This is a genomic window from Prescottella soli, from assembly GCF_040024445.1.
In the GTDB taxonomy this organism is placed as follows: Bacteria; Actinomycetota; Actinomycetes; order Mycobacteriales; family Mycobacteriaceae; genus Prescottella; species Prescottella soli.
In genome coordinates this window covers 2043402-2065866 of record NZ_CP157276.1, presented here as the reverse complement: position 1 = coordinate 2065866, position 22465 = coordinate 2043402, and the positions used below count along the sequence as shown (strand labels likewise).

Genomic DNA, 22465 nt, shown 5'->3' with positions numbered 1-22465 from the left:
TGGGGTGCATGACGACCGAACCTCAGTCCTCGGTTGACCTGCAGCGGCCCGAGGCGATGACCATTGCCCCCGCCCTCGACATCGTCGTACCCGTGTACAACGAGCAGTCGGCGCTCGAGGGATGCGTGCGCCGGCTGCGGACCTACCTGTCCGCCGAGGTGCCCTACACCGCCCGGGTCACGATCGCGGACAACGCCAGCACCGACGACACCCTCGGCATCGCGCGGGCCCTCGCCGACGAGTTCGACGACGTCCGCGTTCTGCACCTCGACGAGAAGGGGCGGGGACGGGCGCTGCGGGCGGCGTGGGGGCGGTCCGACGCCCAGGTCCTGGTCTACATGGACGTCGACCTGTCCACCGGGCTCGAAGCGCTGATGCCGCTGGTCGCACCGCTGCTGTCGGGGCACTCGGACGTCGCAATCGGCTCCCGACTGGCCCGTTCCTCGCGGGTCGTGCGCGGCCCCAAGAGGGAGTTCATCTCTCGCAGTTACAACCTGATCCTGCGCGGCACACTGCACGCGCACTTCTCGGACGCCCAGTGCGGATTCAAGGCGGTGCGCGCCGACGTGGCGCGGGCGCTGCTGCCCCTGGTCGAGGACGGCGGCTGGTTCTTCGACACCGAACTGCTGGTGCTCGCCGAACGTGCCGGGATGCGCATCCACGAGGTGCCCGTCGACTGGGTCGACGACCCCGACAGTCGGGTGGACATCGTCGCGACCGCTCTCGCCGACCTCCAGGGCGTGGCGCGAGTGGGCCGCGCGCTGGCGACGGGTGCGCTACCGCTCGCGTCGCTGCGGGAGAGCCTCGGTCGGGGTGCCCTGGCCCCCGGATCGTCCCCCGCGATGCTCGGGCAGCTCGTGCGGTTCGCCGTCGTCGGGGTTGCCAGCACGGTCGCGTACGCATTGCTCTACCTCGCGATCCAGGGCCCACTCGGCGCGCAGTGGGCCAATGCCGTCGCACTCCTGATCACGGCGGTCGCGAACACCGCGGCCAACCGGGCGTTCACCTTCGGCGTCCGCGGACGTCATGACGCGGGCCGGCACCAGTTGCAGGGCCTGATCGTCTTCGGATTCGGGCTGGCTGTCACGAGCGGATCGCTCGCGGCGCTGCACCGGTTCGCACCCGGTGCATCCCCGCATCTCGAGCTCGCGGTTCTGGTGATTGCGAATCTCGTTGCCACACTTACACGTTTCATCGGCCTGCGCTGGGTGTTCCGGCACGGAGCCACGGAAGGAGTCACGCGGTGAGCGTCACCATGGATCGCCCGGTGGAGGCGGCGCAGCCGGCTGCCGCCCCGAAACGGAATGCCGAGTACTGGGCGCTGGCGGCGCTGCTCGTCGGAACCGCCGTCGCGTACCTGTGGAACTTGAGTGCCTCGGGGTGGGCCAACTCGTTCTACTCGGCCGCTGTCCAGGCGGGCTCGGTGTCGTGGAAGGCGTTCTTCTTCGGCTCGTCGGACGCGGCCAACTCGATCACCGTGGACAAGCCGCCGGCATCGCTGTGGGTGATGGCGCTGTCGGTGCGGGTGTTCGGGCTCAATTCGTGGAGCATCCTGGTGCCGCAGGTGCTGATCGGCGTGGCGTCCGTCGCGTTGTTGTGGGCGACCGTGCGCCGGTACTTCGGTGCCGCCGCCGGACTCCTCGCGGGCCTGGTCCTGGCGTTGACACCGGTCGCGGTGCTGATGTTCCGGTTCAACAATCCGGACGCACTGCTGGTGTTGTTGATGATCGCTGCGGTGTGGGCGACGTTGCGCGGCGTCGAGGACGGCCGCACGCGGTGGCTGGTGCTGACCGGCGCCTTCGTCGGGCTCGGATTCCTCACCAAGCAGCTCCAGGTGATGCTGGTGGTGCCGCCGCTGGCGCTGACCTATCTGATCGCCGGCCCACCGAAGCTCGGCAAGCGGATCCTGCAACTGTTCGCTGCCCTGGGCGCGCTGGTCGTCTCCGCCGGATGGTGGCTGCTCACGGTCGAGCTGTGGCCGGCGGACTCGCGGCCGTGGATCGGTGGATCGCAGAACAATTCGATCCTCGAACTGACGCTGGGCTACAACGGTTTCGGGCGATTGAGTGGCAACGAGCGCGGCAGCGTCGTGCCGGGTGGCGGAGGCGCACGCGGCGGGTTCGCCGCTGCCGACGCGATGCCCGGCGGCGCGCCGGGCGGCTTCCCCGGTGGCGACGGGATGCCCGGTGGCGGCGGTCCCGGCGGCGGCATGTGGGGGAGCACCGGCATCACGCGGCTGTTCGAGCCCGCGCAGGGCGGTCAGATCGCGTGGCTGCTGCCGACGGCGCTGATCCTGCTGGTCGCGGGAATCGTGCTGTGCGGGCGCGCCGCTCGGTCCGACGTCCGCCGCGCCTCGTTCATCGCGTTCGGGTCGTGGCTGCTCGTCACCGGTCTGGTGTTCAGCTTCATGGCCGGCATCTTCCACTCGTACTACACGGTGGCGTTGGCGCCCGCGGTCGCGGCGGTCGTCGGTGCCGGCGCGGTGACGCTGTGGCGCCGTCGCGAGCTGTTGTGGGTCCGGATCGTCGCCGCCGTGACGATCGTGGTGACCGCGACGACCGCGTGGATGCTGTTGGGCCGCAGCCCCGATTTCGTGCCGTGGTTGCGGTGGGCGGTGATCGTCGTGGGCGCCCTGGCTGCGGTCGCGATGTTGGTGCCGGCCGTCCTGCGGGCACGCGCCGCCGTCGTCGTGATCGTGGCGACGCTCTTCACCGCGTTGGCCGGACCGGTGGCGTACGCGACCGACACGATCGGTACCGGACACGCGGGGTCCATCCCGTCGGCCGGACCGGGCGTCCAGGGCGGCATGGGTCACGGTGGGCCCGGCGGCATGCGGGGTATGTGGGAGCAGCAGGACGGGATGCCGATGCCGGGCAACGGTGCCGGGATGCCCGGCAACCCCGGGACGGCCGACGGCACGCGCGGACAGGGCGACCGTGCAAACGGCGGAGCCGGCACGTTCGAGATGCAGGGTGGGCCCGGTGGAATGCCGGGTGGCTTCGGGGGCAGCGGTGGCCTGCTGTCGGCCAGCACCCCGGGTGACGAGCTGACGGCGCTGCTGCGCAGCCACGCGGACGACTTCACCTGGGTGGCCGCGGCGATCGGCTCCAACACCGCGTCGGGCTACCAGCTCGCGACCGAGCGTCCCGTGATGCCGATCGGCGGGTTCAACGGCAGCGACCCGTCACCCACGCTCGAGCAGTTCCAGCAGTACGTGGCCGACGGAAAGATCCACTACTTCATCGCGGGCGGCATGGGTGGCGGCCGCGGAGGCGGCCAGGGCGCCGCGTCGCAGATCTCAGAGTGGGTCCAGGCCAACTTCACGTCTTCCACGGTCGAGGGGGTCACGATCTACGACCTGACGGCGGAACGGTGACGGACCCGGGCGGACGGGCCTACCCTCCAGGAAAGGAGGCAACATGACCGATCACGACGTCATCGAACACATCGACGAACTGGTTCGCGAAGAGAAGGAACTCCGTGCCCGCGCGGCCGGTGGCGGCCTCGGCGACGAGGACCGCGCCCGCCTGACGCTCGTCGAGGAACGTCTCGACCAGTGCTGGGATCTGCTGCGGCAGCGGCGGGCGCGGGAGGAGTTCGGCGAGGACGCCGACACGGCCGCGGCCCGGCCCGTCGACGAGGTCGAGTCCTACCGGCAGTAGGCGGCCGAGGTCGTGGTCGAGACGGCTCGGGCCGGGCCGTAGGCTGACACCTGTGCGCGTACTCGTGATCGGCTCCGGAGCCCGTGAACATGCCCTTCTGTTGGCCCTCGCCCGCGACCCGGGCGTCGACAAGCTGATGTGTGCCCCCGGCAATGCCGGCATCGCCCGCATCGCCGAGACCCACGCGGTCGACGTCGCGTCCGGTGACGCCGTCGTCGCGCTCGCACAGTCGCAGGCCGCCGACCTGGTCGTCATCGGCCCCGAGGTTCCGCTGGTGCTCGGCGTCGCCGACGCCGTCCGTGGGGCCGGGATCGCGTGCTTCGGTCCGTCCGCCGAGGCCGCCCGCATCGAGGGCTCCAAGGCGTTCGCCAAGGACGTCATGGCCGCCGCCGGTGTCCGTACCGCACACAGCGAGGTCGTCGACAACCCGGCCGAGCTGGACGCGGCCCTCGACCGCTTCGGCCCCAACTGGGTCGTCAAGGACGACGGGCTCGCCGCCGGCAAGGGCGTCGTCGTCACCACCGACCGCAGCGCCGCGCGCGACCACGCCGCCGAGTGCCTCGAGATCGGGCACCCCGTGCTGCTCGAGTCGTTCCTCGACGGCCCCGAGGTCTCGCTGTTCTGCCTGGTCGACGGCGAGACCGTGGTCCCGCTGCTGCCCGCGCAGGACCACAAGCGCGTCGGCGACGGCGACACCGGCCCCAACACCGGTGGCATGGGCGCCTACACGCCGCTGCCGTGGCTGCCGGCCGAGGCCGTCACGCAGATCGTGGACGAGGTCGTCAAGCCCGTCGCGGTCGAGATGGCGAAGCGGGGCTGCCCGTTCACGGGTCTGCTCTACGCGGGTCTCGCGATGGGTAAGGACGGCCCGGCTGTCGTCGAGTTCAACTGCCGCTTCGGTGACCCCGAGACGCAGGCCGTTCTGGCGCTGCTCGAGTCGCCGCTCGGCGAGGTGCTGAACGCCGCCGCGACCGGCACCCTCGCGTCGGTCCCGCCGCTGCAGTGGCGCGATGGCGCCGCGGTCACCGTCGTCCTCGCCGCCGAGAACTACCCGGCCACCCCGCGCACCGGTGACGTCATCACCGGCTCCGAGGCCGAGGGCGTCCTGCACGCCGGCACCGCGGCCCACGAGGACGGCACCATCGTCTCCGCCGGCGGCCGCGTCCTGAGCGTCGTCGGTGTCGGCGCCGACCTGACGGAGGCCCGCGAGGACGCGTACGCGCGGCTGGCCGAGGTCAAGCTGCCGGGCGGACACTTCCGCAGCGACATCGGCCTGGCCGCGGTCGAGGGCCGAATCTCCATCTGACCCGCCGCTCCACTCTTCGCGACGCCGCGTTCCCGATCGGGGGCGCGGCGTCGTCGTTTCCGGAGCGGCAACGGTCCGGCACCGGATTCGGGCGGCGCTGTTCTGCGCGCTAACGTCGGAGACGTGCGTACCGACTCCCAGCGATCGTCCATCCCCGCGTTCCACGTCATGGATGTGTGGAAGGCCGCGAACGAGCGGCAGCGCACCCACGGCGACGTGCTGTCGCTCGCGGCCGGTCAGCCGTCCACGCCGGCACCGCGACCCGTGCTGCGCGCGGCCCGCGAATCGCTGGACAACCACCTGCTCGGCTACACCGAGACGTTCGGGATCGAACCGCTCCGCGAGGCCATCGCCGACTATCAGAGCACCCGGTCCGGGATCTCCGTCCACGCCGACGAGGTGGTCGTCACCACCGGGTCGTCGGGCGCGTTCACGCTGCTGTTCCTGGCCGCGTTCGACGCCGGTGACACCGTCGTCGTCGCGCGCCCCGGCTACCCCGCCTACCGGAACACGCTGACGGCGTTGGGCTGCAACGTCGTCGAGATCGACTGCGGACCGGAGACCCGGTTCCAGCCGACGGTCGCGATGCTCGAGGCGATGGACACCCCGCCCGCGGGCCTGATCGTCGCGAGCCCCGCGAACCCCACCGGCACCGTCATCGACCCGGTGGAACTGGCCGCGCTGGCCCGCTGGTGCGAGGAGCACGACACCCTGCTGATCTCGGACGAGATCTACCACGGCATCGAATTCGGCGGCGGGCAGGTCACGGCGTGCGCGTGGGAGACCTCGCGCTCGGCCGTCGTCGTCGGCTCGGTGTCGAAGTACTTCTCGATGACCGGCTGGCGGATGGGCTGGATGCTCGTGCCCGAGTACCTGCGCCGCGCGCTGCAGCGGCTCGCGTCGAACATGACGGTGTGCCCGCCGGCGATCTCGCAGTACGCGGCCGTCGCGGCGTTCTGCGACGAGTCCCGCGCCGAGCTCGACGGCCACGTCCAGCGGTACGCCGTGAACCGGGAGCTGCTGCTCACGGGCCTGCCGAAGCTCGGGCTCACCGAGTTGGCGCCGGCCGACGGTGCCTTCTACGTGTACGCCGACATCGCGCACCTGACCGACGACTCGACGTCGTGGTGCGCGCGCCTGCTCGCCGACACCGGGCTCGCGCTGGCGCCCGGCATCGACTTCGACACCGCGCACGGCGACCACACCGTGCGGCTGTCGTTCGCCGGATCGACGGCGGAGATCCAGGACGCCCTCACCCGCCTGGAGGGATGGCTGCCCCGCTAGTCGGTCGTTAGTCGGTCGTCGGACATGGGCGGTTTCGCACTCTTCGCCGAATCCGCCCTGGCACGGGGTGTCCGGCTGGCACGATGAGGGGATGACTTCCGCCGCGACCCCCAAGGGCGAGAGGAGACGGCGGACGCTGGTCACCGCCGCGGCGGATCTGCTGCTCGAGGGCGGATTCGACGCGGTCCGGCACCGTGCCGTGGCGTCCCGGGCGGGTCTTCCGCTGGCGTCCACCACCTACTACTTCAGTTCGCTCGACGAGCTGGTGGCGTTGGCCGTCGAGCACAACGGCAACCGTGAGCTCGACGCGATGCGCGAACGCATCGACGACGTCACCCAGCGACGCCGCGGCGTCGAGGCGACCGTCGACCTGATCGTGGATCTGCTGGTGGGACCGGACGACGCGGGCGACGGCGGCCGCGAGCGGCTCATCGCGCGGTACGAGCGGTTCGTCGCCTCCGCCCGGCATCCGGAGCTGCGCGACGTCCAGCTGCGACTGCGCGCCCAGCTCGATGACCTGCTCGCCGAGGTGCTGCGCCGGTCCGGGCGTGCCGTGCGCGAGCAGCAGCTGCGCCGGCTGGTCGCCGTCGTCGACGGGGTCGTCGTGGGGGCGCTCAGCGAGGTCGACCCCGATCCGCGGGCAATGGCCCGGGCGATGCTGCTCGACCTGATCGACGACCTGGCGCCGCCGACGGTGCGCTGACGAGGGTGTTCGGGTCCGGCCGTAAACTGGGGCCTCGTGAGCCGCATCCCGAATGTCCTTGCCAACCGTTACGCCAGCCCCGAGCTGAAGGCGCTGTGGTCGCCGGAGTACAAGATCGTGCTCGAGCGTCAGCTGTGGTTGGCGGTGCTGCGCGCCCAGGCCGAGCTCGGGATCGACGTCCCCGCCGAGGCCGTCGCCGACTACGAGCGGGTCCTCGAGCAGGTCGACCTCGACTCGATCGCCGAGCGGGAGCGGGTCACCCGCCACGACGTGAAGGCCCGCATCGAGGAGTTCAACGCCCTCGCCGGTCACGAGCACGTCCACAAGGGCATGACCAGCCGCGACCTCACCGAGAACGTCGAGCAGCTGCAGGTGCTGCGCTCGCTCGAGCACGTCTACAACCACGGCGTCGCCATCGCCGCCCGCCTGGGCGAGCGGGCCGCCGAGTACACCGGCATCGTGATGGCCGGGCGCTCCCACAACGTCGCCGCGCAGGCCACGACCCTCGGCAAGCGCTTCGCGTCGGCCGCCGACGAGCTGCTGGTCGCGCTCACCCGCGTGCGTGAGCTCATCGACCGCTACCCGCTGCGCGGCATCAAGGGCCCGATGGGCACCTCGCAGGACATGCTCGATCTGCTCGACGGCGACGCCGCCAAGCTCGAGCAGCTCGAGGCCAAGGTCGCCGAGCACCTCGGCTTCGCGCACGTGTTCACCAGCGTCGGCCAGGTCTACCCGCGTTCGCTCGACCACGATGTGCTGTCCGCGCTGGTTCAGGTCGGTGCCGCGTCGTCGTCGATGGCGCACACCATCCGCCTGATGGCCGGCCATGAGCTGGTCACCGAGGGCTTCCAGCCGGGCCAGGTGGGCTCGTCGGCGATGCCGCACAAGATGAACACCCGCTCGTGCGAGCGCGTCAACGGCCTGCAGGTGGTGCTGCGCGGTTACGCATCGATGGCCGCCGAGCTGGCCGGTGCGCAGTGGAACGAGGGCGACGTGTTCTGCTCCGTCGTCCGACGTGTCGCGCTGCCGGACGCGTTCTTCGCGATCGACGGCCAGATGGAGACGTTCCTGACCGTGCTCGCCGAGTTCGGCGCCTACCCGGCCGTCATCGAGAACGAGCTGAACCGCTACCTGCCGTTCCTCGCCACCACCAAGGTCCTCATGGCCGCCGTCCGCGCGGGCGTCGGACGCGAGACCGCGCACGAGGCCATCAAGGAGCACGCGGTCGCCGTTGCTCTCGCGATGCGCGAGGAGGGCAAGGAGCCCGATCTGCTCGACCGCCTGGCCGCCGACGAGCGTCTGCCGCTCGACCGGGCCGCGCTCGACTCTGCCCTCGCCGACCGCACCGCGTTCGTGGGTGCTGCCGGCGCGCAGGTCGACTCGGTGGTCGCCGAGGTGCAGAAGCTTGTCGACGCCAACCCCGCCGCCGCTCGCTACACCCCCGGAGCGATTCTCTAGCAATGGGTTTCGCGGTCGAGGCTCGGACTGTTCGCGTCGGTGAGCTCACCGCGCACCTCGCGCGGCCGGAGGGCGGCAGCGACACCGTCATGCTGCTGCTGCCGATGATCAACGGGATCGACGAGCAGGTGCGCGACTACGCCGCCGACGTCGCCGCGGCCGGGATCACCGCGCTGGTGTGGGATCCGTGGCACGGTCCGAGCCTCGACGACACCCCGAAGGAACGCCTGTTCGAGCTCATGGGTCAGCTCGACGACGAGGCGTGCCTGGCGGAGATGGACGCCCTGCTCGACTACGCACGCGGTGAACTGGGTGCCCGTCGGGTCGGTGTGATCGGCTGGTGCCTGGGCGGCCGCTTCTCGCTGCTGCTCGGTGCGCGCGACCGCGAACTCGCGAATGTCGTTGCGTACCATCCGTCGATCTGGGATCCGGCGGCGGCGAACCATGTGGTCGACGCGGTTGCGCTTGCCCCAGCGATTGCGGCACCGGTCATGGTGCTGCACGCAGGCGCCGACACGATCCTGTCGACCGGAACCTTCGGGACACTGCAGGCTGCGCTGCAGTCGCGGGACACCGGGGCGACGATCGTGCATGCATACCCGGGTGCCGCGCACGGGTTCAGTGCCCGTGCGCGGCACGGCGATCCGGTGAACAAAGCGGCGTGGGATATTTCCTGGCCGCAGGTGCTCGCCTTCGCTACGGCAACGCTGGCGCAGTAGCTGCCGCAACGTCGGCGCCGGCATCATCTGCGACCGCCTGGAGGTCGGCCTGCTGCTCGGCCTTGCGGGGCAGAGCCAGGGCGGTGATGATGGCGACGGCGGCGGCTGCTGCAGCGATGAGGTAACCGATGGTGATGCCGTTGTCCGAGTAGAAGGCTGCTCCGTCGAGTTCCATCGCGATCTTCGAGTTGAGCACCGAGAAGGCGACCACGGGCAACACTGCGGGCAGGATGTTCTGCGAGACGGACGCGAGTGCGCCCGTGGTGGCCTGCAACGATTGCGGAACGGTGGCCAGCAGCAGGTTCGGTGTGCTCGCGTAGCCGAGGCCGGTACCCAGGCCGACAATCGCGCTGAAGACGATGACCGAGGCCTTGCTCTCGTGCGACAGGGCGGTCGCGGCGGTGCCGGCGGTCATGAGAACGAGGCCCGTGATCATCGTGACGCGTGGTCCGACGCGACGGACGACCCAGCCGACGATGACGCCGCCGAAGACGGTGGCGGCACCGAACGGTGCCTGGTAGATCGCAAAGCCTTCTGCGTCGACGCCGAATCCGTAGCCCAGACCGAGTTCGCCCGGAGTCATGGCCATGAACGGCAGGATGGTTGTGTACACCGCGCCGTTGGCGTAGACCAGACCGCTGGTGAGTGTGGTCAGCGCGACCGGCCGGTTCGTCAGCAGGCGGAGGTCGATCAGCGGTTGCTCGATCCGTCGTGCCGAAACAATCCACGCCACCAGCAGCGCCACACCGCCGAGGAGATAGGCGAGGGTGCCGGGTGCGGTCCAGCCCCAGTCCGGTCCGAAGCTGATGCCGACGAGCGCACTGCCGATTCCTGTGCCGAGCAGGATCGCGCCGACCAGGTCGAGGCGCGAGTGCAGTCGCTGGTTCGATTCATCGGTCGTGAGCAGGATCATCGGGGCCAGGACCACGAGGCAGATCAGGGTGAACCAGAACATGCTGCGGAACCCGAAGTTGTCGACGAGCCAGCCGGCGAGGAACGGGGCAGGGATGGCAACGAGGCCCATACCGCTGATGACGACGCTGACCGACATCGCGATGGTGCGCTTGGGGAACACGTCGCGGATGAGGGTGTATACGAGGAACAAGCAGGGGTTGAGCATGCCGGTGAGAGCACGGCCGATCACCAGGATGCCGAAGGACGGGGCGATCGCGGAGATGAAGGCGCCGAGGGCAGCCAGCGCTATACACACCATCAGCAGTTTGCGCTTGCCGTGGGTGTCGGCGAGCTTGCCGATCAGTGGTGAGGCGACGGCGCCGAGCAACACGAACGCCGTCAGCAGCCAGGCGCCCTGCGTGGTTTGGTAATGGGCTGAGATGTCGGGCAAGGCGATCGAGATCAGCATGTAGCTGATCGACAGGAGTTCGAGCAGCAGGCCCATCGAGAGCAGGGACAGAACTACCCTGGGCGTCCAGCCTTCGTGGGCAGGCTCGTGGGGGCGGTCGGGTTCAGGGGAGTCGGTGTCGAGAGTGGGGCCGTGAGAGTGCATGCGTGATGTCCTTCCGAAGGCGGGTGCGGTGCTCCGGGAAAAACCTTGGTACCGCGGAACGCGTCGAACGCTGAAGGAGAGCTGTAATGGCATGAGGCAAAACGGTATTGGCCGACCTTGGCCTACGGCGTTGCCCGGTGTCGTGTGGAGAATGCGAATGCTAGAGCTCAGCATTCCGCATGGAAGGCGTGTGTCCCGCCCAGCGGGAGGCTTCTTCGAAACGCCGACGTGAGCGCGCGAATCGGCCGCCCGATGGATCGGTTGAATCGGTCAAATCGACGAGAGCGGTGACGCGACAACCGATTTCGATGCTGCGATTCAGTGGGTGAGCGGGGCACCGTAGCGGGTTGCGATGCCGGTGATGAACCCTTCCAGTGCAGCCGTGAAGTTGCTGTACCCGGTGTGCTCGTGCAGTTCGGCCATGAATCGCGCGGCGCGACCGTGATCCGCTGCGAACTGTTCGTCCAGGTCCATGCCCGTCCGACGTCGCCATTCGGCCAGGTCGACTCCCGATTTCAGTTCTTCCCCCGGGTCGTCGATGGCCATGGCGGCCATCCCCAGGGTCAGGCCGGCGACGCCGAAGATCACTGTGTAGCCCGCGGAACGGTCGATCCCGGCCCGTTCGAGGCGCTCGAGGACGAGTTCCAACTGGTCCAGCGATGCGGCGTCCACGCGTCGACGTGGAGTGGACCAGACGCTGATCAGCCACGGGTGCCGGACGAACGCCTGCCAGTCGCCGAGCGCCATCGTGCGGATCAGTTCGGGCCAGGTCACCCCGGGATCGCGGGGGAGGGGAGTTCTTCCGGTGATCGTGTCGACCATCGCGACGACGAGGTCGTCGCGGTCCTTGACGTGCCGGTACGAGGACATCGTGGACACGCCCAGCGTCGCGGCCACCCGACGCATGGAAACTGTGCCGATTCCCTCGGAATCTGCAATGCCGATGCCTGCCAGTGCGATTCGCTCTCGTGTCAGCGGCGGTCTTCCGGCTTCCTTCATTCTCGGAAATTCTCTCTCTTCGGGTAGTGACATCGCGGAGACGTCGTGTGTACAGTGTACGCACGGCGATGTGATCGATGCCATACTTGGCTGCCGCGCGCCGTGTCGGGGCTCGATGACGAGCTCGGCGATGAGCGTATATCGCAAGTCCCGCAGCCGATTCCGGGACAAGCACCCCTTCAGTAACGCAGACAGAGGTGCATCACTCCATGAAACTTGTCATCCTCAGTGCCGGTTCCATCGCAAGCTCCGTTGCACGGATCCTCGCGCCCACCGGCAGCTACGACGAACTCGTCATCGCCGACATCGATGTCGACAAGGCGAGGGCCGTCGCGAGCGAACTGGGCGGAAAGGCAGAGTATTTCGACGCGACGGATCCGGCCGGCATCAAATCGGTGATCGCCGGGGCCGACGTCGTCTTCAACGCGGTCGGTCCGTTCTACCGGTTCGGTATGCCGATCATCCGTGCTGCGATCGAGTGCGGTGTCAACTATGTCGACGTCTGCGACGAATTCGACGTCGCCGAGCAGCTCGTGTCGGCCGCCGATCTCGACGAGGCCGCCAAGGCCGCCGGCGTGAGCGTCATCTTCGGTATGGGCTACGCCCCCGGCATCACGAGCCTGATCGGCCGCTGGGCGGTCGAGTCGTTGGACTCGGCGCACAGCGTCGACGTGGCGATGGCGATCCCCTACATGGTCGACATGGGCGCGACGATCAACGAGCACATGCTCCATTCGATGTCCGGTGACGTCGTGCAGTACATCGACGGCAGGATGCAGCGGGTCCCCGCGTGGGGCGATCCCAAGCCATTCTCGTTCGCGGCGCCGTTCGACACCACTGCGCATGCCGGATACATGGGCCACCCCGAAGGGATCACGCTCGGTACCTACATGCCGGGCCTGCGCAATGCCACCGTGCGCTACACGTGGTTCGAGCAGGCCGGCAATGAGCTGTGGCAGCAGTTCGAGAAGCTCGGCCTGACCAACCCGGACAAGCTCGACGGTCTGCCGATGTCGCCGCGCCAGTTCCTCGCCCGCTACATGGCGACGAAGGAGGGCGAGAAGGGTCTCGCCGTCGAGTGGGGCGGGCAGCCGGGAACCGTGATGCAGATCATCGCGGACGGCGAGATCGGCGGAGAGGCTGCCCGTGCCGTGTTCGAGACGCAGGTCGTCTACACCGACGGTGTCGCCGCGGACCCCACCCCGCACGCCGCCGCGGCCGCTGTGCGGGAGATGCTCGAGGGGCGTATCTCCCGCACCGGTGTGATGTCCCCGGAGGCGTGCATCGATCCGGAGCCGTTCGTCACGAAGGTGCTCGACGCGACGGGCGTCACGCTCAGCAAGCGGATCACGACCACCACCACGATCCGCTGACCCTGACCCTGACCCTGACCCTGACCGTGGCCGTTCCATAATCGGATCATGACGATCACGGTGCGGCGGTCGTCGGACCAGGTTCGCAGGACTCGGGGCGCCTGTTCCTGCACCGGCCGGCGGCCGTCGATCGGCGCTTTCAGGGTCGGGGAGTGCTGCCCCTGCTGCTCACCGAGCTCAGCCGCGCGCTCCGGGGCGGCTTCGACACCGGCGTCGCGTTCGTCGACCGCCCCGGAGGGGTCAGCACTCGTCGGCGGTGAGCTTGTCGAGGATGCGGCTGAGTTCGGCGCGGTCGTGTGCGTCGAGCGGGCCGAAGAAGTCGGCGGCCTGCGCGTCGCGGGCGGCCGACATCTTGGTGAGGAGTGCGCTGCCGGTGTCGGTGAGTTGCACGCACACCGCCCGGCGGTCGGCGTCGTCGGCGACGCGTTCGACGAGGTCGCGCTTCTGGAGTCGGTCGACCACCTCGGTGGCCGAGCGGGGCGCGATGCGCAGGGCCTTGGCCACGTCGCCGAGGCGAGGACGGCCGCCGGACTCCTGCTGGATGATGCGCAGCGCGCGGAACTCGTGCGGTGACAACCCCCACGGCTCGAGGGCGGTGAACCAGCGCCGGCGCAGCGCCCGCGACGTCGACATCATGAGGTCGCGAAGCTGCTCGGGCGATACGTCCGTCATGCTGCCGGAGCTTACCTCACTTGACAGTCACCTCATGTTGAGGCAACCTCAGCAATAGGCTTGCCCCGACATCTGAGAGGGGTGATGGCATGACAAGCCCTCATTTCGGCGGACCCGGTCCCGGACGCGGCCCGCGCGGCGCGAAGGTCGACCCCGCGGACCGCGCCCAGCTTGCCGAGAAACCGGTCAGCCTGCGCCGGATCGGCGCCCTGTTCGCGCCGTATCGCTGGCAGATCGCGGTCGTCGTCGCGCTCATCGTGGCGTCGTCGACGATCTCGCTGGCCAATCCGTTCCTGGTGCGTGAGGTGATCGACCGCGCGATCCCCGAGCAGAACGTGACGCTGCTCGTATGGGCGGTGCTCGGCATGCTCGCGATCACGGTCGCGAGTTCGGTGTTCGGCGTGATCCAGACATGGATCTCGACGACGGTCGGGCAGCGGATCATGCACAACCTGCGCACCCGCGTCTTCACGCACCTGCAGCGACAGTCCCTCGGGTTCTTCACCCGCACCCGCGGCGGCGAGATCCAGTCCCGGCTCACCAACGACATCGGCGGGATGCAGACGGTGGTCACGTCCACGGCCACCTCGATCGCGTCCAACCTCACCACCGTGGTGGGGACCGCGGTCGCGATGGCCGTGCTCAGCTGGCGCCTCTCGCTGCTCTCGCTGATCGTGCTGCCGCCGGCGATCTGGTTGACTCGCAAGGTCGCCCGGATGCGACGCGCCATCACCACCGAGCGTCAGCGCACCCTCGCCGACATGCAGACCCAGATCGAGGAGTCACTCTCGATCAGCGGCATCCAGCTCGGCAAGACGCTCGGTGCGGGTCCCGCGATGTCTCAACGCTTTACGGACTCGTCGCTGGTGCTCACCGACCTCGAAGTCCGCTCCGAGCTGTCGGGTCGCTGGCGGATGGCGACGATGAGCATCGTGTTCGCGGCCATCCCCGCGCTGCTCTACCTCGCTGCCGGCTTGCCCGCTACCTCCGGGGGCATGACGATCGGCACGTTGGTCGCGTTCACCGGATTGCAGGGTGCCCTTTTCCGGCCGCTGATGCAGCTGCTGGACGTCGGTGTGTCCGTGACGAGTTCGCTGGCACTGTTCAGCCGGATCTTCGAGTATCTGGACCTGCCGGTGGAGATCGACGACCCCGAACGCCCGGTTCCCATGCCGCGTGAACGGGCCGACGGTGCGGTGCGTTTCGAACACGTCGGCTTCCGGTACGAGAATGCCGACCGGGACGCGCTGTCCGACGTCACGATCGACGTCGCCGCCGGATCGTCGCTCGCGTTGGTCGGTGAAACCGGTTCCGGCAAGACCACGCTGGCATCGCTCGTCGCCCGCCTGCACGACCCGACGTCGGGTGCGGTGACCGTCGACGGTGTGGACCTGCGCGACATCCGGCTCGCGCAGCTGTCCGAGCTGGTCGGCGTGGTCTCGCAGGAGACGTACCTGCTGCACGCGACGATCCGCGAGAACCTGCGGCACGCCCGACCGGAGGCGACCGACGCCGAGATCGAAGCGGCGGCCCGCGCCGCGCAGGTGCACGAGCTGATCTCGTCGCTGCCCGACGGCTACGACACCGTCGTCGGCGCGCGCGGGCACCGGTTCTCCGGCGGCGAGAAGCAGCGCATCGCGATCGCGCGAACCCTGTTGCGGGACCCGCGGATCCTGGTGCTCGACGAGGCCACCAGCGCGCTCGACAACGAGACCGAGCGGGCGGTGCAGGACGCGCTCGACGTCGTCAGCCGCGGCCGGACCACGATCACGATCGCGCACCGCCTCTCGACGATCCGGGACGCCGATCAGATCGTGGTCCTCGACCACGGGCGGGTCGCCGAGCGCGGCACCCACGAGGAGCTGCGCGCGCTCGGCGGTCGCTACGCCGCGCTACTCGCTCGCGGCGGCGACACCCGCGCGCCGGCCGAAGAACGTGCCGTCGCCGAGCGAGGTGCCGCTGATGTAGCCCCACGAGTGCAGGCCCGACGTCGCGCGTCCGGCCGCGAAGAGCCCGGGGATCGCGTTCCCGTCGAGGTCTAGGACGCGGCCGTCGACGGTGGTCCGCAGGCCGCCGATGGTGAACACCTCGGCGCCGCCACCGCCGGTCCCGCCGTCGCCGTACTCCGGCGGGGCCATGCCGCGCTGGACGTCGATGGCCGCGAACGGCGACTGCAGGGGCCGCAGCCAGCGCGCCGACTTGCGGAAGTAGGGGTCCTCGCCGTGCTCGGCGAACCGGTTGTACTCGCCGACCGTGTTCTGCAGCGCGCCCTCCGGCATCCCGATCTCGCGTTCGAGCTCCTCGAGGGTCTCGGCGACGAAATGCGGCTGCACGCCCCAGCGTTCGTCGACCGGGACCTCCTCGTACGCCTGCTCGTCGAGGATGACCCACACCTGCAGGTTGTGCTTGAACAGGGCCGCCTGCCCCACCAGGCCGGGGTAGACGTCCTCGTTGATGAACCGCTGACCGACGCTGTTGACGATCATGCCGCGCACCATCATTCCCGGCACCAGCGAGATGCCGACCTGGCCCGCGGACATGTGCTTGACGGCCGCGCCGACCGCCTGCGCCATCACGATGCCGCGCCCGTCGTCGCCGCCGTCGCTGTTGACGCCCAGCCCCACGAGTTGCGGCGCGTGCTGCGCGAGCATCTCCTTGTTGTCGGCGAAGCCGCCGGTCGTGATGATCACGCCGCGCCGGGCCCGGTAGGTGACGGTGGCGTTGAAGTGTCGTGCGACCACACCGACGACCCGGTCGCCCTCGACGACGAGACGCAGCGCGGTGGTGTCGGCGTGGACCGCGATGTCGGTCTTCGTGAGGGCCTCGCTCAGCACCGCCATCAGCACCTTGCCGCCGAAGCCGTCCGAGGTGACGCGGTGACCCCGCGGCGCGGGCTCGGCGATCTCGTAGAACGGATAGGCGTTCTCGCCCATCCACATCAGGCCGTCGTCGGTCGGCGGCACCCACGTCGGCGAATCCCACAGCGACGGCTTGAACGGCACGCCGTGGTCGACGAGCCACTGGTAGTGGGCGACGCTCTCGCGGCTGTAGAGGCCCACCTTCTCCTGGTCGGCGTCCGGGCCGAGCGCGGCGAGCAGGAACTTCTCCATGTCCTCGGCGGTGTCGGCGAACCCACACGCCTCCTGGATCGGGGTGCCGCCGCCGAGGTACATCTCGCCGCCGGACAGCGCCGACGAGCCGCCGCCGCCGCTCTGCCGTTCGAGCAGGATCACGTCGGCGCCCGAGGCGTTCGCGTCGAGCGCGGCGGACGCACCGGCGCAGCCGTAACCGATGATCAGGACATCGGTCTCGTGGTCGTAGGCGTCGATCTCGGCCGCGTCGATCGGGCTGACCGGTACGCGTGCGCTCATCCGAAACTCCTGTCCTGGGGCGGAAGCTGTTTGTGGTGCCCGTCACAGTAGGGCGGGAGTCGCGGGGTGGGGAGGTGGTTTTCCGGTCAGCGGGACGGCGGGTTCGTTCTGCCAATTCGTCTGGGCCGCTGTAGGTCTCCGGTCACATGGTCGTGATTCGCAGCGGCAGGGACCGGTGCCGGCGCACGAGCAGGCTCGGGACCCACTCGGCTCCGCCGGCCTCGACCTCGAACGACGTGGTGCGCGTGAGCAGTGCGGTGAGCGCCGCGAGCGCCTCCGTCCGGGCCAGCGCCGACCCGACGCAGAAGTGCAACCCCTTGCCGAACGCGAGGTGGCCCTTGAGGTTCGGACGGTCCAGGACGACGTCGTCCGGGTTCTCGAAGGCGGACGCGTCGCGGTTGGCGGCACCCCACAGCAGCAGGAGGTGGCTGCCGGCGGGCAGGGGCACTCCGCCGAGGGTGGTGTCGGCGACGACGTGCCGGTGGTGGCCGCGGAACGGCGATTCGAGTCGCAGGGCCTCGTCGAGGAACGGGTCGATCAGGGTGGGATCGCGGCGCAGCCGGTCCTGCAACTCGGGTCGGCTCGCGAGGATGCGTGCCCCGCTGGCGATCAGCCCCGCCGTCGATTCGCCGCCGGCACCCACCAGCTGGACGAGGACGAGGACCGCGACGTCGTCGGTGAGCGCACCCTCGTTGCATGCGTGGGCGAGCACTCCGAGCAGATCGGTCTGCGGATCCCGCTTGGCGGCGGTGAATTTCGTGTGCAGGTATCCGGCGAGCTCGGCCGCGGACGTCACGAGCGACGCGAGCCGATCACCGGTCACGATGCCGCCGATCAGTTCGGTGCTGTCGTACGCCCACGCCAGCAGCTGTGGGACGTCCTCCTGCGGCAGCCCGATCAGGCTCGCGACGAGCGCGAGAGGCAGCTTGTCGGCCATGTCGCGGGCCCACTCGAACGAGCCGTCCGATCTCAGGCCTGCGTCCCACAGTTCGTCGACGAGCGTGTCGACGGTGGGGCCGAGCGTGCGGATGCGCTTGGCGAGCGTCGCCAGGACGAGCTTGCGGTGCAGCGCGTGGGCGGGATCGTCCGCGGTGGCGAGGACGTGGACGGCCCGGCCGCCGCCGTCCATGTCGAACGTGACCGGTGGGCCGCCGGGCTGGTGCACCATCGCGCCGGTGAGGTTCGACGAGAAGTCGTCTGGCCGGGCGAGCGCCTCCGTCACCAGCGCCCACGACGACACCAGGTGGAAGTCGGTGCCGGGCACCCGGTAGACGGGCGCGTGTTCGCGCAGCGCCGCGTAGAGGGCGTACGGGTCGTCGAGGTGCTCGGGATCGAATATGTCGATGCCGTCCAGTGGTGTCGCGGTCACGGGCCATCCCTTCACTGTGTTCGAACGTGTTGCATCTTCTTCACCGTTCCCGGCGTCGGCGACGTGTGTCAATGGTTCGGGGAGAAGTGAGAAGGGGTACTTCACCAGGGGTTTCGCGGTGTCTCCGGTTGGTGGCGGCGTCGTGCGTCCGTGCTGGTGGGTGCCGCGGTCGCGAGAAGCGTGTTGTAGACCGATCGGCGAGTATGTCTCACACTGAGACGAAGGTGTGCGGGTGATCGGAGTGCGGATGGCCGGGGGAGCGGACGACTGGCTGGCGGGCGGGCGGCGGCGCGTGCTCGCGGTCGAGCGGATCACGGCCGCGGCCACGGAGTTGTTCCTCGAGCGTGGATTCGATCGGGTGAGCGCGGTCGACGTCGCCGAGCGGGCGGGGTGTTCGCGGGCGACGCTCTACCGCTACGTCGGCGGTAAGCCGGCACTGGTGGCAGCGGTCGTGTCGGCGGGCGCGGCCGGCGTCGCGGACCGTGTGCGGCAGGCCGTCGACGGGCTCGACGGCGCCGATCGGGTGGTCGAGGCGATACTCACGTCGGTGGCCGCGGTGCGCGCCGACCCGACGCTGTCCCACTGGTTCGCGCACACCCGCTCCGGCGCGGCCGACGAATTCCTTGTCGCGTCGCCCGATCTCACCCGGATCGCGACGACGCTCACCGGGATCGCGACGGACGACGCGGCCGGACAATGGATCGTCCGAGTGGTGCTGGCACTGCTGGCGTGGCCCGCCTCCGACACGGAGGCGGAACGAAACATGGTACGAAGCTACGTCGCGCCGGCGTTTGCCGCATAACATCGTCAAACATGAGTCACTGCGTGTTCTGCGCCATCGTCGAGGGCGAGGCCGAGGCGAGCATCGTGTACGACGACGAGCACACGATTGCGTTCATGGACATCCGGCCGTTCACGCCCGGTCACCTGCTGGTGGTGCCCAAGACGCACGCCGCGAACCTGGCCGCGCTCGACCCCGTCGACGGCGGTCGCCTCTTCCGAGTGGGGCAGCGGATGGCGGCCGCGTTGCGTGAGAGCACGGTGGCTGCGGACGGAATCAACTTCTTCCTCGCAGACGGGGTGACGGCCGGTCAGGAGGTGTTCCACGTGCACCTCCATGTGGTGCCGCGGACAGTGGGTGACGGGTTCGGTCTGCGCGGTCGGCCCGGCACGCCGCCGCGAGCCGACCTCGACTACCTGGCGGGTTCGATCCGCGGACGGCTCGGAGTGCAGGATGCGTGACGTGACGACCACCCCGCCCCAACTGCATCGACGCTTCCCTCAGCTCGTCGAATCGCTTCCGTATGTCCGCCTCGGGGAATCGCCCACCCCGGTCCGGAAGCTCGAGGGACTCGGAACTCGAAACCGGATCTGGCTCAAGGACGACAGCGTGTACGGGTCCGGCGGCTGGGGCGGCAACAAGGTGCGCAAGCTCGAGTGGATCATCCCGGACGTGATTGCCCGCAAGTCCAAGCGGATCATCACCGTCGGTGGCCTCGGCACCAATTGGGGTCTGGCGACCGCGTTGTACGCCAGGCAGTTCGACATCGAGACGGCTGTCGCCCTGATCGACCAGCCCGTCGACGACCACGTCCGCGCCCAGCTCGGACGGTTGGAGCGGTCCGGCGCCGCGCTGCACTTCACACGGAACAAGTTCCGCACGTTCGCGGCCGCGCCGTACCTGATGCTCCGCAACATCCGCGGTGGCCGGCTGCCGTACTACCTGCCCCCGGGCGGCTCCTCCCCGATCGGGGCGGTCGGTTACGTCGAGGTGGGCCTGGAGTTGGGTGCGCAGGTGGAGGCCGGTGAGATCCCGGAGCCGGCGCAGATCGTCGCCCCGGTCGGGTCCGGTGGAACCGTCGCGGGCCTGCTGCTGGGTCTGCAACTGGCCGGCCTCAGTACCGGTGTCGTCGCGGTCGTCGTCAACGACACCCTCCCACTCGGTCCGCACGAGATCCGCGACCTCGCCCGCCGGACCGAGTCGCTGCTGCGTCGGCGGGGCGCGAAGCTCGACGACGTCGACCTCGACGCGGCCGAGCTCACCGTGACCCGCGAATATCTCGGTCCCGGATACGGGTACGCCACCGCCGAGGGTCGGGCGGCGCAGCGCGTCGGCACCGAGTACGACGTCCCCCTCGACCCCGTCTACACCGCGAAGGCGTTCGCGGGACTTCTCGAGATCGACGCGAAGTCGCGCGGGGACGACCGGCCGATCGTCATGCTCGACACCTTCGGTCCGCGGCCGGACTGACCACCGGCGAGGTCAGTACCCGCGGCCGGGTTGAGGATTCCTCGCGGGTCGAACACCGCCAGTGCCGCGACCCGATCGATCTCGGACAGCATGGGCGGCAGCTGCGGCCGGCGCCATCGTCGTCGAGGTGGAGGGAACGTTGTGCTTCAAGGCTTCCGACGGTGGTCGACAACGATGGTCGCTGCTGCCGACCGCTGTCTGTTACGTCGCCGCGTTCGGTCTCATCGCCGGCGTCCTGGCGATCGAACTGGGCGCGGCATCGGCGGCGTAGTCGCCGCGCCTTCTGTCTCGGTCAAGTTCCACATATGTGGACTGGTGTCCGGAAAGGTGTCGACCGACGATTCCCCGGCGTGGTAGAACATGTTCCAGTTTGCTGATGGTTCGTGGTGGGTGTGGCCGAGTGACGCGCGCTGTGCCGACCGCGCTCACCGAAGGATTTCGATGCACTGGTATACCGGTAACACCGTCTATGACACCGTCCTGACCTGCGCGTTCGCCTTCGCGGCGTTCGTGATCGTCGGGGGGTTCTTTGCGCAGAGCTCGTACGGCCGCTTCTCGTCGACGAATCTCGGCTTCAACCTGAACCCGAAGCTCGGGTGGTGGCTGATGGAGATTCCCGCGACCGTCGTGTTCGCAGTCTTCTACCTCACCGGCCCCAACCGGTTCGAGCCCACGTCGATGGTGCTGGCGGCGGTGTGGCTGCTGCACTACGCAAACCGTGGCTGGTTCTTCCCGCTGTCGATCCGGCAGGTCCCGGGCAAGCGCAGCACGTTCAACGTCTCCGTCATCGGTATGGGCATGCTGGTGACGTGCATGCACGGCTACCTCAACGGCGCCTTCTTCAGCCACGACTACATGCACCAGTACGGCACCGAGTGGCTCACCGATCCGCGGTTCCTGGTCGGTTTGGTGATCTACCTGAGCGGCTTCGCGCTGCTGGTGAGCTCCGAGTCGATCGTCCGCAACCTGCGCGACAAGAACAACCCCGGAGCCACCGAGTACCGCATCCCGATGGGTGGCGGCTTCCGATTCGTCTCCAGCCCTGCGTATCTCGGCGAGCTGATCGCCTGGGCCGGCTTCGCGTTGCTGACTTGGTCGCTGGCCGGCGTGGTCATCTTCCTCATCACCGCCGGTAACCTCATCCCCCGGGCGCTGGCGACGCACAAGTGGTATCAGGAGAAGTTCGACGAGTACCCGACCGACCGGAAGGCACTGATTCCGGGCGTGGTCTGAATCTGCTGCGCCGGTCAGTGGAGGCGGAAGACGGGCAGGCCGTCGTGGGCCCGGTCCGGTTCGGCCGTCACCCGGGACGCTGGGGCGCACACGTCGTACGTGCACCCCACGATCCAGGCGCAGATCCAGGTGCCGTCATCGATCTCCACCACGGCGATCACCGCCGGGGTCGGCTCGCCGCGCTGGTGGCCGGGCGGCGTCGGTAAGGGCTGCCGTGCCGAGACGATCGTTCCGCGGGTGAACTCGCGGATCTCGCCGAGGTCGGAGGTGTCCAGGTCCGGGTGGATCGGGTCGACCGGCGGCAGCGGGCCCCATGCGGGGGTGTCGTAGTCGCCGGCCTGCCCGATCTGGGTGTGCGAGGTAAGACTCTCAAGCATCGAACTACTTCCCGTGACGTTCCGTGTCCTTGCAACAGCAATCATGTCGGCCGCAGCGCCTACCGGGGTTGGTTGTGAGCGCCACGTGATTGTGTTTGAGTGTCAGAAGCACCGAAACGGCGCAGAACAGACCGGTTGTCTCGTTGTGGTGGAACGATTCTCGATCTGTAGATACCGAACG

At 69.2% G+C, this 22465-nt stretch carries 20 protein-coding genes and 1 pseudogene; 15 read left to right on the top strand and 6 right to left on the bottom strand.

From position 1 onward, the window contains the following. Window positions 1-8: 8 nt before the first annotated feature. From ABI214_RS09750 to ABI214_RS09715, 8 genes are all read left to right on the top strand, one after another. Window positions 9-1247 carry a glycosyltransferase gene (locus ABI214_RS09750; protein WP_408585869.1) on the top strand — a complete coding sequence of 413 codons (1239 nt, stop codon included), beginning with the start codon at window positions 9-11 and terminating at the stop codon, window positions 1245-1247. Then, on the top strand, window positions 1244-3376 hold the full coding sequence (locus ABI214_RS09745; RefSeq protein WP_348609409.1) for a glycosyltransferase family 39 protein: 2133 nt from the start codon (window positions 1244-1246) through the stop codon (window positions 3374-3376). Before ABI214_RS09750 ends, ABI214_RS09745 begins: the two co-directional genes overlap by 4 nt. A 43-nt stretch (window positions 3377-3419) precedes the next feature. Further along, the gene (locus ABI214_RS09740; RefSeq protein ID WP_348609406.1) at window positions 3420-3662 is read left to right on the top strand and encodes a DUF2630 family protein; all 243 of its coding nucleotides are present in this window, start codon (window positions 3420-3422) and stop codon (window positions 3660-3662) included. A 52-nt stretch (window positions 3663-3714) separates the two neighbouring features. Beyond that, complete coding sequence (purD, locus tag ABI214_RS09735; RefSeq protein WP_348609403.1) at window positions 3715-4968, top strand: phosphoribosylamine--glycine ligase; 1254 nt, start codon at window positions 3715-3717, stop codon at window positions 4966-4968. Between the two features lie 123 nt (window positions 4969-5091). Continuing rightward, window positions 5092-6252 carry a pyridoxal phosphate-dependent aminotransferase gene (locus ABI214_RS09730; protein WP_348609400.1) on the top strand — a complete coding sequence of 387 codons (1161 nt, stop codon included), beginning with the start codon at window positions 5092-5094 and terminating at the stop codon, window positions 6250-6252. A 91-nt stretch (window positions 6253-6343) separates the two neighbouring features. Further along, entirely contained in the window at window positions 6344-6955 is a 612-nt protein-coding gene (locus ABI214_RS09725) for a TetR/AcrR family transcriptional regulator (protein WP_348609397.1), read from the top strand. Window positions 6956-6991: 36 nt separating this feature from the next. Then, window positions 6992-8413 carry an adenylosuccinate lyase gene (purB, locus tag ABI214_RS09720; protein WP_348609392.1) on the top strand — a complete coding sequence of 474 codons (1422 nt, stop codon included), beginning with the start codon at window positions 6992-6994 and terminating at the stop codon, window positions 8411-8413. A gap of 2 nt (window positions 8414-8415) precedes the next feature. Continuing rightward, window positions 8416-9132, top strand: a complete 717-nt coding sequence (locus ABI214_RS09715; RefSeq protein WP_348609388.1) for a dienelactone hydrolase family protein — start codon at window positions 8416-8418, stop codon at window positions 9130-9132. On the opposite strand, the gene ABI214_RS09710 is transcribed toward ABI214_RS09715, so the two are convergent. Together ABI214_RS09710 and ABI214_RS09705 are read right to left on the bottom strand one after the other, a co-directional pair. Next, on the bottom strand, window positions 9110-10639 hold the full coding sequence (locus tag ABI214_RS09710; RefSeq protein ID WP_408585870.1) for an MFS transporter: 1530 nt from the start codon (window positions 10637-10639) through the stop codon (window positions 9110-9112). The genes ABI214_RS09715 and ABI214_RS09710 overlap by 23 nt on opposite strands. Window positions 10640-10957: 318 nt before the next feature. Then, window positions 10958-11536, bottom strand: a complete 579-nt coding sequence (locus ABI214_RS09705) for a TetR/AcrR family transcriptional regulator C-terminal domain-containing protein (protein WP_348609383.1) — start codon at window positions 11534-11536, stop codon at window positions 10958-10960. A gap of 311 nt (window positions 11537-11847) precedes the next feature. Here ABI214_RS09705 and ABI214_RS09700 point away from each other — a divergent pair, with 311 nt between their 5' ends. Further along, complete coding sequence (locus ABI214_RS09700; protein ID WP_348609378.1) at window positions 11848-13011, top strand: saccharopine dehydrogenase family protein; 1164 nt, start codon at window positions 11848-11850, stop codon at window positions 13009-13011. 240 nt (window positions 13012-13251) lie between these two features. On the opposite strand, the gene ABI214_RS09695 is transcribed toward ABI214_RS09700, so the two are convergent. After that, window positions 13252-13683, bottom strand: coding sequence for a MarR family winged helix-turn-helix transcriptional regulator (locus ABI214_RS09695; protein ID WP_348609373.1), 432 nt, complete (start codon window positions 13681-13683; stop codon window positions 13252-13254). Window positions 13684-13772: 89 nt separating this feature from the next. On the opposite strand from ABI214_RS09695, the gene ABI214_RS09690 reads away from it, so the two are divergent. Next, window positions 13773-15725 (top strand): ABC transporter ATP-binding protein, encoded by a 1953-nt coding sequence (locus ABI214_RS09690; protein ID WP_348609366.1) that lies wholly within the window; start codon window positions 13773-13775, stop codon window positions 15723-15725. On the opposite strand, the pseudogene ABI214_RS09685 reads toward ABI214_RS09690, so the two are convergent. Both ABI214_RS09685 and ABI214_RS09680 read right to left on the bottom strand, forming a co-directional pair. Further along, window positions 15642-17054: pseudogene (locus tag ABI214_RS09685) on the bottom strand (FAD-dependent oxidoreductase); the annotation flags it as partial. The gene ABI214_RS09690 and the pseudogene ABI214_RS09685 overlap by 84 nt on opposite strands. A 142-nt stretch (window positions 17055-17196) precedes the next feature. Then, the gene (locus tag ABI214_RS09680) at window positions 17197-18423 is read right to left on the bottom strand and encodes a cytochrome P450 (protein WP_348609359.1); all 1227 of its coding nucleotides are present in this window, start codon (window positions 18421-18423) and stop codon (window positions 17197-17199) included. Window positions 18424-18670: 247 nt separating this feature from the next. Between ABI214_RS09680 and ABI214_RS09675 the strand changes: the two genes are divergently transcribed. The 5 genes from ABI214_RS09675 to ABI214_RS09655 all read left to right on the top strand — a co-directional run bounded on the left by ABI214_RS09675 (window position 18671) and on the right by ABI214_RS09655 (window position 21907). Beyond that, the gene (locus ABI214_RS09675) at window positions 18671-19225 is read left to right on the top strand and encodes a TetR/AcrR family transcriptional regulator (RefSeq protein WP_348611453.1); all 555 of its coding nucleotides are present in this window, start codon (window positions 18671-18673) and stop codon (window positions 19223-19225) included. A gap of 11 nt (window positions 19226-19236) precedes the next feature. Further along, on the top strand, window positions 19237-19665 hold the full coding sequence (locus tag ABI214_RS09670; protein ID WP_348609354.1) for an HIT family protein: 429 nt from the start codon (window positions 19237-19239) through the stop codon (window positions 19663-19665). Beyond that, the gene (locus tag ABI214_RS09665; RefSeq protein WP_348609348.1) at window positions 19658-20674 is read left to right on the top strand and encodes a 1-aminocyclopropane-1-carboxylate deaminase/D-cysteine desulfhydrase; all 1017 of its coding nucleotides are present in this window, start codon (window positions 19658-19660) and stop codon (window positions 20672-20674) included. The genes ABI214_RS09670 and ABI214_RS09665 overlap by 8 nt, the downstream gene beginning before the upstream one ends. A gap of 127 nt (window positions 20675-20801) precedes the next feature. Then, window positions 20802-20945, top strand: coding sequence for a hypothetical protein (locus tag ABI214_RS09660; RefSeq protein ID WP_348609343.1), 144 nt, complete (start codon window positions 20802-20804; stop codon window positions 20943-20945). 170 nt (window positions 20946-21115) lie between these two features. Then, window positions 21116-21907, top strand: coding sequence for a 3-oxo-5-alpha-steroid 4-dehydrogenase (locus ABI214_RS09655; RefSeq protein ID WP_348609338.1), 792 nt, complete (start codon window positions 21116-21118; stop codon window positions 21905-21907). Between the two features lie 14 nt (window positions 21908-21921). Here the strand turns inward: ABI214_RS09655 and ABI214_RS09650 are convergent, their stop codons facing one another. Beyond that, window positions 21922-22284: a hypothetical protein gene (locus ABI214_RS09650; RefSeq protein ID WP_348609330.1), complete on the bottom strand. Its 363-nt coding sequence runs from the start codon at window positions 22282-22284 to the stop codon at window positions 21922-21924. Between the last annotated feature and the right edge of the window lie 181 nt (window positions 22285-22465).

Bases quoted from the DNA above. Each gene is read 5' to 3' on its own strand.
- ABI214_RS09675 (WP_348611453.1), top strand. From the start codon at position 18,671: ATGGCCGGGGGAGCGGACGACTGGCTGGCGGGCGGGCGGCGGCGCGTG.
- ABI214_RS09670 (WP_348609354.1), top strand. From the start codon at position 19,237: ATGAGTCACTGCGTGTTCTGCGCCATCGTCGAGGGCGAGGCCGAGGCG.
- ABI214_RS09690 (WP_348609366.1), top strand. From the start codon at position 13,773: ATGACAAGCCCTCATTTCGGCGGACCCGGTCCCGGACGCGGCCCGCGC.
- ABI214_RS09715 (WP_348609388.1), top strand. From the start codon at position 8,416: ATGGGTTTCGCGGTCGAGGCTCGGACTGTTCGCGTCGGTGAGCTCACC.
- ABI214_RS09665 (WP_348609348.1), top strand. From the start codon at position 19,658: ATGCGTGACGTGACGACCACCCCGCCCCAACTGCATCGACGCTTCCCT.
- ABI214_RS09740 (WP_348609406.1), top strand. From the start codon at position 3,420: ATGACCGATCACGACGTCATCGAACACATCGACGAACTGGTTCGCGAA.
- ABI214_RS09725 (WP_348609397.1), top strand. From the start codon at position 6,344: ATGACTTCCGCCGCGACCCCCAAGGGCGAGAGGAGACGGCGGACGCTG.
- ABI214_RS09695 (WP_348609373.1), bottom strand. From the start codon at position 13,683: ATGACGGACGTATCGCCCGAGCAGCTTCGCGACCTCATGATGTCGACG.
- ABI214_RS09700 (WP_348609378.1), top strand. From the start codon at position 11,848: ATGAAACTTGTCATCCTCAGTGCCGGTTCCATCGCAAGCTCCGTTGCA.
- ABI214_RS09655 (WP_348609338.1), top strand. From the start codon at position 21,116: ATGCACTGGTATACCGGTAACACCGTCTATGACACCGTCCTGACCTGC.
- ABI214_RS09710 (WP_408585870.1), bottom strand. From the start codon at position 10,639: ATGCACTCTCACGGCCCCACTCTCGACACCGACTCCCCTGAACCCGAC.
- ABI214_RS09750 (WP_408585869.1), top strand. From the start codon at position 9: ATGACGACCGAACCTCAGTCCTCGGTTGACCTGCAGCGGCCCGAGGCG.
- ABI214_RS09650 (WP_348609330.1), bottom strand. From the start codon at position 22,284: ATGCTTGAGAGTCTTACCTCGCACACCCAGATCGGGCAGGCCGGCGAC.